Consider the following 17,437-nt stretch of genomic DNA (forward strand, 5'->3'; position numbering starts at 1 on the left):
CCCTTGACTCAAATGATGGAGCGCGGTCTCGTTTTCGCTCCCCTTTCTGATGTTTGCTTTCCCTCTTTCAACCTCCGCGCGACGCCGGACTTGGCGCTCGTGTCTGTGGGCCTCCCTTGGCGCGGCCGCCGTCTCGGCTCAGTTGCCGGAATCGGAACCCTTCGCGCCACGCACCGCTCCGCGCGGGGCCACCATGTTCAGCGAAATGCCGTCGTCGCGCACCGGCATCGTGACAGAAAACAACTACGCCGACCCGCGCATGTGGGGCGACCGCTACCAGGAATTCGCCCTCGGCGGCATGGGCACGGGCGTGGCCATCGGCGACTACGACAACGACGGCTGGCCGGATATCTTCGTGGTCAGCAAAACCGAGACCTGCCGACTCTTCCGCAATCGCGGCGATTGGAAGTTTGAGGACGTTACAAACTCCGCCGGTATTTTGGGCGGTTCCGGCAAAAGCAGCGGAGGGTTCTTCGGCGGCGGAGGCAGTGCCGACGCGGGCGTGGAGGAGTGGAAACAAGGCGCGACCTTTGCCGACGTGAACAACGATGGCTTCCTCGACATCTACGTCTGCCGTTGGGGCGTGCCCAACTGGCTCTTCATCAATCAAGGCAACGGCACGTTTAAAGAGGAGGCTGCCGCGCGCGGACTGGCTGTGGCGGATGCGTCGGGCGTCGGGGCCTTCGCCGATTTCGACCGCGACGGCTGGCTCGATGTCTACGTGCAGACCAACATGCTCACGGCCAATGAATCCCACGGCGGCCAGCGCGATTACCTTTTTCGCAACAACGGCGACGGCACCTTCACCAACGTCACCGATGCCGCCGGCCTGCTCGGACCCAACCTCGCGCACTCCACCACCTGGTGGGACTACAACAACGACGGTTGGCCCGACATCTATGTGGCCAACGACTTTGCGCCCGCCGATTACCTGTATCGAAATAATCAGGACGGCACCTTCACCAACGTCATCCACGACGTCGTGCCCGGCATGGCTTACTCCGCCATGGGGGCGGATTCCGGTGATGTGAACAACGACGGTTTGATCGATTTCTTCGTCGCCGACATGGCCACCACCACGCACGAGAAGGATCAGCGCGGCATGGCCAGCTCCCGCGAACTTTCGCGCGAGGACGCCGATAGTCCGACCCTCGCGCCGCAAAAGTTGCGCAATACGCTGTTTCTCAACACGGGCACGCCGCCCATGCAGGAAGCTGCCGTGCTCGCGGGCATCGACGCCACCGACTGGACCTGGTCGACCCGTTTTGAAGACCTGGACAACGACGGTTGGCTCGACCTGCACATCACCAACGGCATGAACCGTGAATACCAGAACGCGGATCTGCGTGACCGCATCATTCTGGCCGAAAATCCGTCCGTGCGTCTGCGCACGATGAAGGACAGCCCGCCGCTCAACGAAGCCAATCTGGCCTACCGCAACCTAGGCGACCTGCAGTTCGAGGAAGTCGGCGCCGCGTGGGGACTCGATCAAGTCGGCGTATCCTTCGGCGGTGCCTTCGGTGACTTGGATAACGACGGCGATCTTGATCTCGTCTGCGCCAACTACGGTGCCGGCGTCACCGTGCTGCGCAACGACTGCGACACCGGCCATCGCGTGCAGATCGCGCTCCGCGGGACCAAGTCGAACCGCTTCGGAGTCGGGGCCAAAGTCGAGGTGTTCACGTCCGCCGGTCGTCAGGCTCGCGAAGTGGTCGTTGCGCGCGGTTACCTTTCCAGCAGCGAACCATTGGTGCACTTTGGTTTGGGTGCGATTGATCGCGTCGACACTCTGCGCATCACCTGGCCCAGCGGGGCGGTGCAGGTGCATACGGATCTGGCGGCCGACCAGCGCTACCTGATCACGGAGCAAGCGAACGAACCCGCTGCGGAAGAGCAGTCCGGTCACTCTCGCCACGGGTATGTCGATGCGACCGCGGAGACCGGTCTGGATCTGGTGTCCCGCGAAGGGGCGTTTAGAGAAAACACCCGACAACCGCTGATTCCGACCCGCTTTGATCGGCTGGGGCCCGGACTGGCCGTCGGCGATCTCAACGGCGATGGCCGCGAGGACATGGTCCTGGGCGGCACCACCGCCACGCCGGCCCGGATCATCGCGGGCACGGCGTCCGGGAGGTTTGTCCATGGTTCCATCGCGCAGCTCACCTCGCATCAAACGCTGAACGACGGCCCCCTGCTGCTGATCGATGTGGACGGCGACGACGACCTGGACCTGTTGCTCACCCGCACCACCGACAGCTTGCCGGCGGGCGACGCGGCCTACCAACCCTTGCTCCTGTTGAACGCCGGTGGCGGGGGGATGAGTCCCGCGCCGGACGGCAGCCTGCCTCCGCTCCCCATCAGCGTGGGGGCGGCGGCGGCGGCCGACTTCGACCGCGACGGTCGGCTCGATGTGTTTCTCGGCGGGCGGGTGCAACCCGGCTACTATCCGGAGGCGCCGCGCAGCGCCCTGCTGCACAATCAAGGTGGCCGCCTGGCCGACGTCACGGCGACCGTCGCCCCCGATTTGGCGGCGGTCGGTATGGTGACGTCCGCGCTGTGGAGCGATGTGGACGGCGATGGCTGGCCGGACCTGCTGTTGGCGCTGGAGTGGGGCACGATCCGGGCCTTTCGCAACGACGCCGGCCGGGGTTTTACCGATCAGTCGGCGGAGTGGGGCTTCGCCGCCGCCGGAACGGGGTGGTGGACTTCGCTGGCCGCGGCCGATTTCAACGGGGACGGACGACCCGACTATGTCGCCGGTAATGCTGGCTTGAATACGCCCTACGCGGCCTCGCCGTCGGAACCGGCACTGTTGTTTTACGGAGATTTCCGGGGGCGGGGGCGCGGGGCCAAGCGTATCATCGAGGCCTACTACGAGCACGGGCGTCTGCTGCCGCGCCGGACGAGCAAGGCGATCGGCGGCGCGGTGCCGACCGTGCGGCGGGCGTTTCGGCGCAACGACGATTTCGCCGCCGCCACCCTGGCGGAAATCGTGGATCAGGAAAAACTGGATACAGCGGAACGATTCGCGGCCACCGAACTGCGCAGCGGCGTGTTTCTCAGCCAGCCCGGCGGCGCCTGGATGTTCTTCCCGCTGCCGCGCATCGCTCAGATCGCGCCGCTGCAGGGCATTGCGACGGGTTATTTCAACGGCGATGGTCACGCCGACATTTATGCCGTGCAGAACAGTTTTTCCCCCATGTCATTCGTGGGTCGGTTCGACGGCGGGGTGAGTCAGCTGCTGGTCGGAGACGGGAAGGGGGGCTTTACGCCCGTGCCGCCGCAGGATTCCCGCCTGCTCGTCCCGGGCGATGCGAAGGCGTTGGTCGTCACCGACGTGAATGCGGACGCCGTGCCCGATTTTGTCGTCACGCGCAACAATGGCCCGATGCAGGCGTTTTCCAACACGCTCCGCCCCGCCGCCGGGTTTCTCGACGGACTCGTGCGCACTGATGGCGGCGTGGCGAAGACGTGGGCGCTCGTGATTCGTTTGCGCGGTCAGTCCGGCAATCGGTCGGCCATCGGTGCCCGGGTGACGCTGCGTCTGGCGAGTGGGACGGAGCAGGTGAGTGAGGTTTACGCCGGGGGCGGGTATTTCAGCCAGTCCTCGCCGCGAGTTTTCCGGCGCTGGACACCGGAGGATGCTCCCGTCGACGTGATGGTGCGCTGGCCGGATGGGGTCACCACCACGCATCCCGTGTCGGCCGGCGAAACGGAGCTGATGATCGCGCGATGAGACGGGTCGCGGCAACGTTGGGACTGCTGGCCACTGCGCTGTCGGCGCAGGTGACGGAACAACCGCTGGCCCCGCGCTCGCAGCCGGCGGGGGCGACAATGTTCACCGAACTTTCCGCCGAAAAAGCGGGCATCAAAGTTACCAACAATTACGACGACCCGCGCATGTGGGGGGAGCTTTATCGCGAACTCACCTTTGGGGCGATGGGCACGGGCGTGGCGGCGGGCGACTTTGACAACGATGGCCGCGTCGACGTGTTCGTCGTGAGCAAGACGGAGACCTCGCGCCTGTTTCGCAACCTCGGCAACTGGCGGTTCGACGACGTGACCGCGGCGGCGGGATTGGGCGGAGGCAAAGCGAGCAGCGGATTGCTCGGCGGCCTCTTTGGCGGCGACGACGGCAAAACGCTCAAAGCCTGGGAACAGGGCGCGGCGTTTGCCGATGTGAACAACGACGGCTGGCTCGACCTTTACGTCTGTCGTCACGGCGCGCCGAACCGCCTTTACGTCAACCAGGGGGACGGCACGTTCCGGGAGGAGGCGGCGGCGCGCGGACTGGCGGTCGTCGACGGCTCGGGCATGGGCGTGTTCTGCGACTACGACAACGACGGCTGGCTCGATGTCTACGTGCAGACCAACATGATGGATTACGCCAAGTTTCCCGACGGACGCCGCGACTATCTGTTTCGCAACAACGGCGACGGCACCTTCACCAACGTGACCGACCGGGCGGGTATTCGCGGCGCGACCTCCGGGCACTCGGCGACGTGGTGGGACTTTGATGGCGACGGTTGGAGTGACCTTTATGTGGCGAACGATTTCGCCACGCCCGATCAGCTGTATCGAAATAATGGCGACGGCACTTTCACGGACGTGATCAACACCACCGTGCCGCAGATGTCGCACTATTCCATGGGCGCGGACTTCGCCGACGTGGATAGCGATGGTCGCTTCGATCTGCTGGTCGCCGACATGGCCGCGACCTCGCACGAGAAGGATCAACGCTCAATGGCGGGCTCGCGCATTCGCGGACAGAAAAACGACGAGAGTTCGGGCGTGCCGCCGCAGCTCATGCACAACGCGCTCTTCCTCAATACGGGCACCGGGCGCATGCTCGAAGCCGCGACCTTGCTGGGCGTGCGCGCCACCGACTGGACGTGGTCGGTGCGTTTCGAGGATTTTGACCATGACGGCCGCGTCGATTTGCACGTCACCAACGGCATGAACCGCGAATATCACGGGGCCGATTTGCTGGAGCGTATCATGATCTCGGAGAACCCGGCCGAGCCCGTGCGTATCATGCAGGAAAGCCCCGTGCTCAATGAAACCAATCTGGCTTTCCGCAATACCGGCGACCTTCGCTTTGAATCCGTCGGCGCGGCGTGGGGTCTCGCGCACCCCGGCGTGAGTTTCGGCACCGCTACGGCCGATTTCGACGGCGATGGCGACCTCGATGTCATCTATGGCAACTACCAGCGCGGCGTTTCGATTTACCGCAATGACAGCACCAAGGGTGGACGGCTGATCGTGGCGCTGCGCGGCTCGAAATCCAACCGCTTTGGCGTTGGTGCAACGGTGCGAATCGAGACCGCTGACGGCACGCAGATCCGCCGCATCCAACCGACCCGTGGTTACCTTTCGACGAGTGAAGCCGTGGCGCATTTCGGTCTCGGTGATGCGACGCACATTGAGCGACTCACCGTGACGTGGCCGAATGGCCGCGCCCAGATTTTCCACGATCTGCCGGTCAACCAACGCCTCGTGATTACAGAGGATGGTTCGGCCGATCCCGTTGTCGCCGCGCCGTCTTCGCGGCCATGGTTCACCGAAGTCAGCGCCGCATTGAACGCCGCCGTTCCGGCCGTGGAACGAGCCATTGAAGAACCGAACGGCCAGCCCCTGCTTTATCGCCGTTTCAATCGTCCCGGACCGGATGTTGTGACCGGTGATCTCAACGGTGACGGCCGCCCCGATTTAGTGGTGGGCGGCACTTCGGGCAGCCCTCCACGTATTCTAGTGGCGACCGCCAACGGCGCCTTTTCCAGTGGCCCGGCCCCCGATTTGGCCGAGCCCGTCGGAGTCGCCATGGGTCCTTTGCTCCTGTTTGAAGCCGATGGCGATGGACGACCCGATCTGTTGGTCACTCGCACGGGAGCAGACACGCAAGTGAGCCCCGCCGCCTACCAGCCGCAGTTGTTTTTGAATCGCGGCGGATTCCAGGCGGCGTCGGCAGGAACGTTGCCGGAGATGCCGCTGAGCGCCGGAGCCGTGGTGGCGGCGGACTTCGATCAGGACGGTGATCTCGATGTGTTTATCGGTGCCCGGGTGAAGCCGGGAGAGTATCCGCTCGGTCCGGCGAGCGTGCTGTTGCGCAACGACGGTGGCACGTTCGTTAAAGTTGATTCACCGCTGACGCAAACCGGCATGGTCACGGCCGCAGTGGCGGTGGATATTGATGGCGATGGTTGGGACGATCTGGTGGTCGCGACCGAGTGGGGGCCGGTGCGTTATTGGCACAACGAAACGGGTCGCGGTTTCAGCGAGCGTGCGCTGGGCGCGGCGGCGAGCGGTTGGTGGTCATCGTTGGCGGTGGGAGATTTTAACGGCGACGGTCGAGTGGATCTTGCGGCCGGTAATCTCGGATTGAATACCGCGTATCAAGCCTCGCCGGAGGCGCCGGCGGTGTTGCTGCACGGCAATTTCAGCCGTCGTCGTCGCGCGAGCCCCACGCTGATCGAAGCCTATTGGGAGAACGGCCAACTCTATCCGCGTCGCGAGTTGCAGGACCTGAGTCGGGAGATTCGCAGCCTCGGTCGCAGCTACCGCCGCACGGCCGATTACGCGGCGGCGACCCTGTCGGAGATTCTGGGCGAGGAAGCGATGGCGAATGCGACGCGGCTCGAAACCACCGAGTTTCGCAGCGGCGTGTTTCTGAGTCAGCCCGACGGAGCGCATCGCTTTGTCGCGTTCCCCCGCCTCGCGCAGGTCGCACCGATTACGGCGATGGTCGCGGGCGACTTTGATGGCGACGGACACCTCGATATCGCCGCCGGCCAAAACGACCACAGCCCGATCGAGCTGGTCGGCCCTTTCAGCGGCGGCATCGGCCAGGTGCTGCAAGGTGACGGCCAGGGCGGGTTTACTGCGATGGCACCCCACGAATCCGGATTCGTGGTGCCGGGTCCGGCGCGCTCGATTGTCAGAGTGGATATGGATGCTGACGGCGAAACCGAAAGTTTTTTTATTACGCGCAGCAACGCTTCGTCGCTGTTGTTCCGACGGTGGTGAAAAGCAGACGGAACTCTAAACTCTCATGAAAACGATTTTAACGCGGTGGTGGCAGTGGGCGCTCATTGGGCAGGCGGTGGTATGGGCGGTCTCGTTACCGGCCGCCGAGTTACGGCTCATTTCGACCGGCTCGGACAACGCGACCGAAGGCGGGGCGCCGCAAAGTTGGATGCTGGAGGGAGACTGGTTGGAACACGCCGAGTTGTTCTACCCGTCGCCCTCCTACCGCACCACCCACACCCGAATTGATGCCGCCACCGATCATCCCACGCACTTGCAGTGGACTGAGATCTCGATGTCGCGCACGGCGCCATGGACCGAAGCCGAAGTCGAGGATGCCCTGGCCGTGTTTGTCTGGTTTCGTGACGAACGGATCGAATGGATGGAGGTGAAGTCCATCCAACCGAAACTTCACCCCTCCGGTGCCTTTCCGGCCGACGCGGTGAAATGGGATGTGAGCGAAACCGCGCCTCCCGGGAGTCCGGTCGTTTTACTGCACAAAGACGGCAAATTCTTGCCCCCGCGACCCTGGTTCAAGAGCGTAGCGCAGCAACGGATGTTGGTGAAAATCGTGGCCGGTGCCACCGAGGGGTGGGAGCAGGAGTTGGCGCAGATCGACAACCTTGATCAAGGTGCGTCCCGTGGTGCCGGTTTCACGTTGCTGCACGTGGCGGCGGAATCGGACAATCTCGCCGCCATGGAGGCGTTGGTGGCGGCCGGGGCGGATATCGATCACAAGGATTTTTTGGGAAGTTCGCCCCTGCATTGGGCCGCAAACAAAGGGCGCGTGGCGGCGACCGAATGGCTGCTTGATCACGGCGCGAAACATGGTGGCACCCGCGACAGAGTTTTCCCATTGGAAGTCGCGATCCGAGGTGGGCACATGGCGGTGGCGGCCGAGATTTACGAGCGCTTGGATTCGAGTTATTTTCGGAACGAGATGCTCGGTGCGGCGGCGCGTCATGGTGATCGTGAGTTGAGCCGGAAACTCTTGGCGGAGTATAGCAATCTTCGCATCAAATTTATCGATACGGAGCCACTGTCGCAGGTGCTGCGGAGCGATGACACCGAGTTGTTTCAACTCATGCTGGAGCGCGGATTGAGTCCCGAACGACGTCATCGTGGAGTGCCGCTGCTGAACATCGCAGTGCACGCCGGAAACGTATTGGTAACGCGGATACTATTGGACGCCGGAGCGAACCCCAATGCGCACGACGCCGGAGGCCGCACTCCGTTGATCCAAGCCGTGCGCGAGGAAAACGAAGTGTTGGTGCGCATGTTGCTTCGCGCCGGCGCGAAAATCAATTTGAAGGATCAATCCCGGCGCACGGCGGGAGACTATGCACGGGAGAGGGACCTGACTGCGATCGCGGCATGGCTGGACACTGATCCAGCTCAGATTCCCTCCCCGTCCGAGCAGGCGGAGCCACCGGGCGCCCGGGTCCATGAAATTGGCGAGGTTGATGTATTCCCGCGTTTGCTGACGCGTCCGGATTTTGTTTTGATGCGCGGTGCCGAATCAGCACCAAGCGCACACTACCAAGGTCAGGTGATTGTGTCGTCCCCCTTGTCGGTCGGTGGAGCTGAGGTGTTGGGCGTAGACCCGTCCCAAACCATATCGAGTTCGATCGTATCAACAGAACGCACGGACCACAAAGTGGTTTGGACCGGAATCGTGGAGGTTGATGGCACGGTTTCCCGCATCCGTGAGCTGTCGACTACGCCGCGTTACTTCGCCCGCAATTTTGACGAAAAAGTGGCGGACTACCGGTTCGTTCCGGGGAAAGTCGGGGGGCAGCCGGTGCGCACGCGTATCGTGTGGCTCGAGGATTTTCGCGAATAAGCGTCAACGCGCGCCGAACTGGCGGGCGAAGGCGGCGCGGATGCGGTCGGCTTGGGCGGGTTCGATGCGGGGTTGGGCTTCGACTTTGGCCAACCATTCCTCGGCGGCGGTGCGATCGCCGGATTCGATGCTCTTGAAGGCCATGATGCCGAGGGCCGTGGGGTTGGCGGGATCGTAGACCAGCGCTTCGCGAATCAGGGCGATGGCTTCGTCGGAACGGTTTTGGTCAATCAAGGCGACCGCTAACTCGATGTAAGCGCGCGGTTCGTTGGGGCGTAGGCGAATGGAGGTGCGATACTCGGCGATGGCGGCGCCGACGCGGTCCGCGGCGCGGAGTTTGCGGGCTCGCATGAGGTGCAGGCCCGGCGAGTCGGGCACGGCCTCGAGGCCGGCGGCGAGCGTGCGTTCGGCTTCGACGTCGTTGCCGAGTTGCGCCTGCAGGCCGGAAAGCTGGGCCCAGCCGTCGGCGAAGGCGGGGTCGAGTTGAGTGCAACGGCGGTAGAGGGCGAGGGCGCGCGAGGTGTCGCGTTGCTGCACGAGTAGATTGGCCAGTTGGAAGTGGGCGGAAAGATCGGCGGGGGCGACGGCGATGGCGCGTTCGAGCCAGGCGATCGCGGTAGTGGGATCGCCACTACGCGCTTTGGTGCCGGCTTCGAGGGCGAGCCGGAAGGGGTCGTAGCAATCGGCCATGAGCTCATCCAGCCACGGGTCGGGCGGGTCGCGAAAGGCCCCGGAGGCCTCGGCACGGCCGCGGATGGCGGCGGCGCGATCCTCGAGGCCGAGCCGTTCGTAGAGCGAGACGATCAGGTCGTAGCCGAGGGCGTAGTTGGTCAGGGCGACGACGCGTTCGAGGTGGCGGCGGGCGTCGGCCCAGCGCTCGGCTTCGTAGTCGATGCGGGCGAGCCCGAGGATGGCCCAGGCGTTGTCGCGATCGACGTCGAGCGTGGCGCGGTAGGCGTCGGCCGCGGCCTGCGGTTGGTTGGACTTGAGGAGCAGGTCGGCGAGCCGCAGGCGAGCGGGCACGTAGGCGGGGGCGAGCTCGATGGTGCGTTGCCAGAGGACGATGGCGGGTTCGGCCTGGCCGTATCCAGCCAGGATGGACGCGTGACGATGCGGCCAACGTGCTTCCGTGGGTTGGATGCGAGCGAGAGCGTCGTAGGAGGCGAGGGCACTGTCGTAGTAACCATTGGCGTGATACAGACGGCTGAGTTCGGCGAGCCCGGCGACGGCGTTGGTAAGGGAAAGCGCGCGTTCGTCGGCCGCGGTGATGCGGGCGGAGAGCTCGTCGGAGGCGTCCGCCAAAGCAGGCACGGCGGGCAACCACGCGGCGACTTGTGCCTGTTGTTGGGAGGCTTGATACCACCACCAGCCACCGGCGGCGAGGCCGAGGCCGCCGACGACGATAAGCAGACGGATCACGGGTTTCGATTTCATCCTGATTTCCGCGAATGAGGTTGCGGTGGTTGTTGCGGAGGGACCGGTTCCACCCGGTCCGCATGACGTGGTTGAGGAGTAAACTGAGGGGCAGGGGACGGACGACGTGGAAGTCGTCCCTCCCCTGCGAGTGTCGCTGGATTTGTGACCGACAGTTTCGATTTCATCGGTGCCAGAGGGTGATGCGGCTTACTTCGTCAAAGGGGGGGTAGATATAAAATCCGCCGGTAACGAGGCTGGGGCGGCCGCTGCCATCGAAATCGCCGGTGCCGACGGTGATGAGGTCCTTGGGCGCGCGGGTGAGAATGTGGGGGGTGAAGTTTTGCCGGCCGTCGTTTTTGAACCACATGAGGGAGGTGACGGTGCGATTGGCGTTGTTCCAGTCGGAGTAGGCCGAGGACGCGACGATATCGATGGCACCGTCTTGATCGAAGTCGACGCCGACGGGACTGTAGGCACCGGGCAGGTCGCCAATGCGATGGTAGCGGAAGCCGCCGCCGCCGGTGTTTTCGAGCCATTGCAGGCCGTGCCAGGGACGTGGTCCGGGGGTGGCGGCGGGGCCAAAACCGTCGCCGTTGGAGTAGAGCACGTCGGGACGACCGTCGCGGTTGAGGTCGGTCACGCTGATGCCGGAGCTGCCGTAGTCCTCGTTGGTCGAACCCCATATGCGTTGAGCGGTGAAGCGACCGCGACCATCGTTGGGGAAAAAGTAGATCTCTTCCCACTGTTGAGAGAGGAGAGCAACGAGGTCGGGCGTGCGGTCGCCGTTGAAATCATCGACCACGACATTGACCGCGCCGGAGAGCTCGAGAATAACGTGGCGGGTGAAGTCCCAGGGGCTCGGTCCGACGTGTTCGAGCCACGCGACTTCGCCTTGATCGTAGCCGAACTGGGCGAGGGCGAGGTCGAGGCGGCCGTCGCCGTTGAGGTCGGCCGCCCGCATGTCGACGATGCGGGATGTGTTTTCGATGATGACATGCGGTGTGAAGGCTTCGGCCCCGTCGTTTTCGAGGATGAACGCGGCACCGATGCGGTCGTTGTTGGGAAACACGACCGACATGCTGGACACGAGGAGGTCGAGGTCGCCATCGGCGTCCATGTCGGCCGCTTCCACGTGCACGGGGCCGCGCATGGCGGCGGCGAGCAACGCTTCGGGGGCGAAGGAGCCGGGGGCGGTTTGGCGGATCCAGCGGACCTCGTTGTCCTGAGCTTCGCAGAAGACGATGTCGTCGAGTCCGTCCTGATCGAGGTCGATGACTTTCAGGTGGGAGATCCAGGCGGGCAGTTCGCCCATGGTGCCGAGTTCCCGGCGTTGAAGCAGAGTGGTGGCGTCAACCGCGGTGGCGGTGGCGCTGGTGGCCGGGGAAAGCGTGCTGCGCCGGGGAGGTGGTTTGCTGCAACTTAGGACACCCCAGCAGAATGCGCCCGCGAGCAACGGACGGATGACGGCACGAATTTGAGGAGGGGAGGGCATGACCGGAGTGAGGAGATGAGCGGGGAGTCGGCTCGAAGGCAATCGCCTGAGGGTGAAACGAATAGCGAGTGAAAGCGGTGCTGCAACCCGACAGGACTCATGGACGGGCGATCGCGAGATTTGGCAGTTTTGTTAATGATCCGCAAAAGGAACTTCCCGGGCGGATCGCGTTCTCATTTAATCACCCCCATCGTGCGATGAAACCACTATTCCTGTTCGCGGGCCTAATCCTTCTGACGGGCTGTTCGTATTACAACTACACCCCGGACACGATCGCGGCCGGCCACACGGCCCGCTTGGTGGCACCGGTGGTGAAGCCGATGGCGATCAAGAACCCCTCGGGTGGCCTGCCCTTCCATGACTCGATGGAAACGCGGGTGGTGGTAATCGATGGCAAACGGGTTTCATTCGATACGCTGGACGTTTTCAGTCGCGAGGACGACGCCCGCACCAACGGCATCCCGCTCGATCCGGGTCACCATGAGCTGCGCATCGAAGTCAGCACGCCGCCGCAGTTGGGGGTCGATGACGTCGAACTCGGCGAGCCCGGTTTTGCGAAGCAACGGCAGCTTTACCGGGTGGAGCTTTCGATTGAGGCGCAACCGGGCGTGATTTATCTGCCCGTCGCGGAATTCGATCCGGCAACCCAGGAGGTGGACGTGTGGCTGCAGGAGGAGGAATCGGCGAAAATCGTCACGGCAAAGGCGGCGGCGACCTGGTTGGGGGATGAGCGCTACGTTTATCGGGGGACACACCCGGCAGTGGAAGCGTTGACCACCAACTCGCAGCAAATGGCGGACGAGGCCTCGTGGGGGCGCGAGGATCGAAACGAGCTGCGAAACAACGAAGCGGTCAATGCCGCCCGGGCGGAGGCGGGCCAGTCGGGGAATTTATATCCCCCGCCATAGCGGGCTCGTTTCGTTCCCAGAGTGCGAACGGACTGGGTTAGTCACGGTTAACGGACTTTCTCCAAAAGCGTCTTGCGCGGGCTGAGGGCGTTAGGGATGCTGACACGAATTTTTGGTCAGACGAACGCCTTTTCCAGCCATGGTATCGCCCAACACAGACGTAGCTTACGACAGCAAAATCGAAGGAGACATCATCGTCTCGCGCCTCGACGCGGTCGTTAACTGGATCCGCACGAACTCCATGTGGCCCATGCCCATGGGTCTCGCCTGTTGCGCGATCGAACTCATGGGGTCGGCGGCGGCTCGCTTCGATATCGCCCGATTCGGCGCCGAGGTGATGCGCTTCTCCCCTCGTCAGGCCGACTGCATGATCGTGGCAGGCACGGTGACCTACAAAATGGCCCCGCACCTCCGTCGCATTTACGACCAGATGTCCGAGCCCAAGTGGGTCATCGCCATGGGCGCCTGCGCGTCTTCGGGCGGCATGTATCGCAGCTATGCGACGCTCCAAGGCGTGGACCGCATCGTTCCGGTCGACGTTTATGTGAGCGGTTGCCCGCCGCGTCCCGAGGCCTTGTTGGACGCGTTAATCAAGCTGCAGGATAAAGTGAAACGCACCAAATCCTTCAAAAACCTCAGCGCCTGAGCCTCTTTTCTGACCGACCGTTTTGACCGAACCGACCATGACCGAGACCGCTGCTGCCGACGTCACTTCCGCCCTTCAGGCCAAATTTCCTTCTGTATCGACGCGTGCGTCTGCCGATCACCCGGCGGTCAACATCGCCATCGCTGACGCCAAAGCCGCGTTGCAATGGCTGCGCGACGAGCAGGGGTTCGATTTTTTGGTCGATGTGACCGCGATCGACTGGGCCGAAGGCGTGTCGCCGCGCTTCACTGCCGTGTGGCACCTTTACTCCACCACGAACCACGCCTACCTGCGGGTCGCGGCGGATTGCGCCAGCGACGAAACACCCAGCGCGCCGTCGGTCGTTGAGCTCTGGTCGGCCGCCAATTGGCATGAGCGCGAAACGTGGGATTTGATGGGCGTCACCTTCGACGGCCACCCCGATCTGCGCCGCATCCTCATGTGGGACGGCTATCCGCACCATCCGCTGCGCAAGGAGTTCCCGCTCGCCGGCATTGAAACCGAATTGCCGGACATCGAGGTTGCCGAAGAAACCCAAGCCAAGGTGATCTCGGCCCCCATGATGGGCGGTCCGTTTGTTGCTTCCAGCAAGGGCGAGATGAACCTGACCGACGCCGAGCCCCGGGCCAAAGACGAGAGCTGGAACGAAAAAGCTCCCAAACCGGAATAACCCGCTGACCTGACTTAACTGATGGCTACCGAATTTACCGTCCCTGAGGCTGCGGCCAAGACCGCCGATGCGGCCAACCAGGAGTTTGAGACCGAAAAAATGTCCCTCGCGATGGGACCGTCCCACCCTTCGACGCACGGCGTGTTGCGCCTGCAGCTCGAACTCGATGGCGAGACGGTGACGCATTGTGATCCGGTTCTTGGATACCTGCACCGCGGTGATGAAAAAATCGCCGAGAACATGACTTACAATCAGTTCGTGCCCTACACGGACCGGTTGGACTACCTCGCGCCGCTCGCCAACAACGCCGCCTACGCAGCCGCCGTGGAAAAATTGGCCGGCCTCGAAGTCCCGGCCCGCTGCCAAGCCATCCGCGTGATCACATCGGAAATGGCCCGCGTTTCTTCCCATCTCATGGGTCTTGGCGCCTACGGCATCGATGTGGGCGCCTGGTCGGTGTTCCTCTACTCCTTCACCGAGCGCGAGAAACTCTACACCCTTTTCGAAGAACTCACCGGGGCGCGGTTCACCACCAGTTACAGCCGTATCGGCGGCGTGGCCCGCGACGTGCCGGAAGGCTGGACCGACCGCGTGCTCGGATTCTGCGACCAGTTCCTCCCTATTTTGGACGAGATCCTCAAGTTGCTCACCCGCAACAAGATCTTCATGGATCGCACCGTCGATGTCGGCACCATAACGGCCCGGGAAGCGATCGACTACGGACTGTCGGGCCCGAACTTACGCGGCTCCGGCGTGAAGAGCGACCTGCGCAAAGACCGCCCTTATTGGGGCTACGAGCAATACGATTTCGAGGTGCCGGTCGGCTCCAAGGGCGACTGCTACGATCGTTACCTTTGCCGCGGCGAAGAGATGAAACAGTCGATCAGCATCATCCGCCAAGCGATTGCGAAATTGCCGGCCGGTTCATTCTACGCCGAGGACGCCCGCCGTATTTTTGCCCCGCGCAAGGACAAGGTGCTCAGTTCGATGGAGGAGTTGATCAACAACTTCATGATCGTGACCGAAGGCCCGCAGATGCCCGCCGGCGAAGTCTATTTTGAAGCGGAAAACCCCAAAGGCACGCTCGGTTTCTTCATCGTCAGCAAGGGCGGCGGGGTGCCGTGGCGCATGAAGATCCGGGGTCCTTCCTTCTGCAACCTCTCCATCCTGCCCAAGGTCTGCGAAAACGAACTCGTCTCCGACGTCGTCTCGATCCTCGGCTCCCTCGACTTCGTCATGGGCGAATGCGACCGGTAAACTCGTTCTGATTTTTACCACGAAATACACGAAACACACGAAAATGGATTTTCAGTTTCATGATTCACCAGAAATCGCGGCATCACTTTTGCGCACGCCTGGAAGCTTACGGGCTCCGCGAACCTTTCGTGTCGTTCGTGTATTGCGTGGTTTAATCCCTCTTTCTGCTCGATGAATTTAAAGCCCGAAACCTTGGCCCGTATCGACGAGGTCATTACGCACTATCCGGAGAAACGCAGCGGCACGTTGCCGCTGTTGCACCTCATCCAGGAAGACCTCGGATACATTTCCGACGAGTCCCTCGAATGGATCGCCACCAAGCTCGAATTGGAGCCGATCAATGTCTACGAGGTCGTGACGTTTTACCCGATGTTCCGCCGCAAGCCCATCGGCAAGCGCCACATCAAGGTCTGCCGCACGCTCTCCTGCGCGCTTTCCGGTGGTTACCGGACCTGTGCCAAGTTTGAGTCCGAGTTCAACACCCGTCTCGGCGAAACGTCGCCCGATGGTGAAGTCACCGTCGAATTCGTCGAATGTCTCGCCAGCTGTGGCACCGCGCCGGTCGTGATGGTCGACGAAGTCCTGCACGAAAACGTCACCGAGGCGAAGGCCAAGGAGATCAGCGATCAAATCAAGGCCGAGGCCGCCCAACGAGGATAAGCACCATGTCCGCACCCGCTGAAACCCGCATCATTTTCAAACACATCGACGAGGAGGGCTACTCGAACGACATCGCCTGCTATCAAAAGCACGGCGGTTACGAGATCCTCAAGAAGTCGGTCACCCAGGCTCCACCCGACATCCGCGACGAGGTCAAAAAGTCCGGCCTGCGCGGTCGCGGTGGCGCCGGTTTTTCCTGTGGACTCAAGTGGTCGTTCGTCGACCGCAAGAGCGGCAAGCCGATCTACCTCGTGGTCAACGCCGACGAGTCCGAGCCTGGCACGTTCAAGGATCGCTACATCATCCACCAGGACCCGCACCAGCTGATCGAGGGCACGATGATCTCCTGTTTCGCCAACGACGTGAAGCAGGCCTACATCTACATTCGCGGTGAGTTCCCCGAGGGCGCGCGCATCCTCGAGAAAGCCATTCAGGAAGCCCGCGACGCCGGTTTCGTCGGCAAGAACATCTGCGGCACCGATTACTCCTGCGACATCTTCGTGCATCGCGGCGCGGGAGCCTACATCTGCGGCGAGGAAACCGGCCTGATCGAGTCGCTCGAAGGCAAACGCGCCAACCCGCGCATCAAGCCGCCTTACTTCCCGGCCGTGCTCGGTCTCTACCAGTGCCCGACGATCGTGAACAACGTGGAGACCCTCTGCCACGTGAAGCACATCATGGACATGGGGGCGGATGAATACCTCAAGATCGGCACGCCCAACAATACCGGCACCCGCATCTTCTGCGTCTCCGGTCACGTCAAAAAGCCCGGTTATTACGAGTTTCCCTGCGGGGCGGTCACCCTCGGCACGTTGCTCAACGATGTCTGCGGCGGCCCGCTCGAAGGTCGCACCTTCAAGGCCGTCATCCCCGGCGGCTCTTCGGCCAAAATCCTGCGCTTCGGCGAGAAGTTCACCATCAAGAACAAGGATGGCACGACCAAGGAATGGACCGTCGAAGACATTCCCATGGACTTCGATTCCCTCGCGGCCGCCGGCACCATGGGCGGCTCGGGTGGGGTCATCGTGATGGATGACTCCGTGAACATGGTCGACGCGCTCGCCAACATCAACGCGTTCTACGCCCACGAGAGCTGCGGACAGTGCACGCCGTGCCGCGAAGGCTCGTTGTGGATGAAGAAAATTTCCACCCGCATGGTCCACGGCGAAGCGCGTCCCGAGGATGGCGAACTCATCAAGAACGTTGCCGACCAAATCGCTGGCCGCACGATCTGCGCGTTTGGTGAAGCCTGCTCGTGGCCCACGCAGAGCTTCGTCGCCAAGTTCGGCGACGAATTCAAAACCTACGCCACCGACAAGAAGGCCAAGCCCGCCGACTCCCTCGAACTCGTCTGATTTAAGAGACCACGAAATACACGAAACACACGAAAATGGATTTCCTCTTTTCAAATGCACCTGCCACCGCCGGACAGACTGGCTCCGCCTTGCTGCCCGCCCGAGTCACCTCGGCACCTCGTGTATTTAGTGTGTTTCGTGGTTAATCCTTTCTCCGTTTTTTCGCA

The 17,437-nt window shown here is 62.7% G+C and carries 11 protein-coding genes; 9 read left to right on the top strand and 2 right to left on the bottom strand.

Translation table 11 applies throughout. The annotated features are described in order from the left end of the window. Positions 1-49 precede the first annotated feature (49 nt). Genes PXH66_RS21490 through PXH66_RS21500 form a run of 3 tightly spaced genes read left to right on the top strand, consistent with a single transcriptional unit; the run spans position 50 to position 8,866 of the window. Positions 50-3,736 carry a CRTAC1 family protein gene (locus PXH66_RS21490; RefSeq protein WP_330928276.1) on the top strand — a complete coding sequence of 1,229 codons (3,687 nt, stop codon included), beginning with the start codon at positions 50-52 and terminating at the stop codon, positions 3,734-3,736. Then, on the top strand, positions 3,733-7,023 hold the full coding sequence (locus tag PXH66_RS21495) for a VCBS repeat-containing protein (protein ID WP_330928277.1): 3,291 nt from the start codon (positions 3,733-3,735) through the stop codon (positions 7,021-7,023). Before PXH66_RS21490 ends, PXH66_RS21495 begins: the two co-directional genes overlap by 4 nt. A gap of 25 nt (positions 7,024-7,048) precedes the next feature. Next, positions 7,049-8,866, top strand: coding sequence for an ankyrin repeat domain-containing protein (locus PXH66_RS21500; RefSeq protein ID WP_330928278.1), 1,818 nt, complete (start codon positions 7,049-7,051; stop codon positions 8,864-8,866). 3 nt (positions 8,867-8,869) lie between these two features. Here PXH66_RS21500 and PXH66_RS21505 read toward each other — a convergent pair whose 3' ends face one another. Both PXH66_RS21505 and PXH66_RS21510 read right to left on the bottom strand, forming a co-directional pair. After that, the gene (locus tag PXH66_RS21505; protein WP_330928279.1) at positions 8,870-10,300 is read right to left on the bottom strand and encodes a tetratricopeptide repeat protein; all 1,431 of its coding nucleotides are present in this window, start codon (positions 10,298-10,300) and stop codon (positions 8,870-8,872) included. 163 nt (positions 10,301-10,463) lie between these two features. Beyond that, positions 10,464-11,774 (bottom strand): FG-GAP repeat domain-containing protein, encoded by a 1,311-nt coding sequence (locus PXH66_RS21510; protein ID WP_330928280.1) that lies wholly within the window; start codon positions 11,772-11,774, stop codon positions 10,464-10,466. A gap of 197 nt (positions 11,775-11,971) precedes the next feature. Between PXH66_RS21510 and PXH66_RS21515 the strand changes: the two genes are divergently transcribed. The 6 genes from PXH66_RS21515 to nuoF all read left to right on the top strand — a co-directional run bounded on the left by PXH66_RS21515 (position 11,972) and on the right by nuoF (position 17,270). Then, positions 11,972-12,682, top strand: coding sequence for a hypothetical protein (locus PXH66_RS21515; RefSeq protein WP_330928281.1), 711 nt, complete (start codon positions 11,972-11,974; stop codon positions 12,680-12,682). A gap of 139 nt (positions 12,683-12,821) precedes the next feature. Then, the gene (gene nuoB, locus PXH66_RS21520) at positions 12,822-13,328 is read left to right on the top strand and encodes an NADH-quinone oxidoreductase subunit NuoB (RefSeq protein WP_330928282.1); all 507 of its coding nucleotides are present in this window, start codon (positions 12,822-12,824) and stop codon (positions 13,326-13,328) included. 37 nt (positions 13,329-13,365) lie between these two features. Further along, positions 13,366-13,998, top strand: a complete 633-nt coding sequence (locus PXH66_RS21525) for an NADH-quinone oxidoreductase subunit C (protein ID WP_330928283.1) — start codon at positions 13,366-13,368, stop codon at positions 13,996-13,998. A gap of 21 nt (positions 13,999-14,019) precedes the next feature. After that, positions 14,020-15,255: an NADH dehydrogenase (quinone) subunit D gene (gene nuoD / locus PXH66_RS21530; protein WP_330928284.1), complete on the top strand. Its 1,236-nt coding sequence runs from the start codon at positions 14,020-14,022 to the stop codon at positions 15,253-15,255. Positions 15,256-15,426: 171 nt separating this feature from the next. Next, complete coding sequence (locus PXH66_RS21535; RefSeq protein WP_330928285.1) at positions 15,427-15,915, top strand: NADH-quinone oxidoreductase subunit NuoE family protein; 489 nt, start codon at positions 15,427-15,429, stop codon at positions 15,913-15,915. A gap of 5 nt (positions 15,916-15,920) precedes the next feature. Further along, positions 15,921-17,270 (top strand): NADH-quinone oxidoreductase subunit NuoF, encoded by a 1,350-nt coding sequence (gene nuoF / locus PXH66_RS21540; protein ID WP_330928286.1) that lies wholly within the window; start codon positions 15,921-15,923, stop codon positions 17,268-17,270. The last annotated feature ends 167 nt before the right edge of the window (positions 17,271-17,437 follow it).

The sequence above is a fragment of the Synoicihabitans lomoniglobus genome, assembly GCF_029023725.1.
GTDB classification, from domain to species: Bacteria; Verrucomicrobiota; Verrucomicrobiia; order Opitutales; family Opitutaceae; genus Actomonas; species Actomonas lomonigloba.

What these genes read in the sequence shown, in the direction of transcription:
- PXH66_RS21535 (WP_330928285.1), top strand. Translation starts at nt 15,427, where the DNA reads ATGAATTTAAAGCCCGAAACCTTGGCCCGTATCGACGAGGTCATTACG.
- nuoD (WP_330928284.1), top strand. Translation starts at nt 14,020, where the DNA reads ATGGCTACCGAATTTACCGTCCCTGAGGCTGCGGCCAAGACCGCCGAT.
- PXH66_RS21495 (WP_330928277.1), top strand. Translation starts at nt 3,733, where the DNA reads ATGAGACGGGTCGCGGCAACGTTGGGACTGCTGGCCACTGCGCTGTCG.
- nuoF (WP_330928286.1), top strand. Translation starts at nt 15,921, where the DNA reads ATGTCCGCACCCGCTGAAACCCGCATCATTTTCAAACACATCGACGAG.
- PXH66_RS21500 (WP_330928278.1), top strand. Translation starts at nt 7,049, where the DNA reads ATGAAAACGATTTTAACGCGGTGGTGGCAGTGGGCGCTCATTGGGCAG.
- PXH66_RS21510 (WP_330928280.1), bottom strand. Translation starts at nt 11,774, where the DNA reads ATGCCCTCCCCTCCTCAAATTCGTGCCGTCATCCGTCCGTTGCTCGCG.
- PXH66_RS21515 (WP_330928281.1), top strand. Translation starts at nt 11,972, where the DNA reads ATGAAACCACTATTCCTGTTCGCGGGCCTAATCCTTCTGACGGGCTGT.
- nuoB (WP_330928282.1), top strand. Translation starts at nt 12,822, where the DNA reads ATGGTATCGCCCAACACAGACGTAGCTTACGACAGCAAAATCGAAGGA.
- PXH66_RS21490 (WP_330928276.1), top strand. Translation starts at nt 50, where the DNA reads ATGTTTGCTTTCCCTCTTTCAACCTCCGCGCGACGCCGGACTTGGCGC.
- PXH66_RS21525 (WP_330928283.1), top strand. Translation starts at nt 13,366, where the DNA reads ATGACCGAGACCGCTGCTGCCGACGTCACTTCCGCCCTTCAGGCCAAA.
- PXH66_RS21505 (WP_330928279.1), bottom strand. Translation starts at nt 10,300, where the DNA reads ATGAAATCGAAACCCGTGATCCGTCTGCTTATCGTCGTCGGCGGCCTC.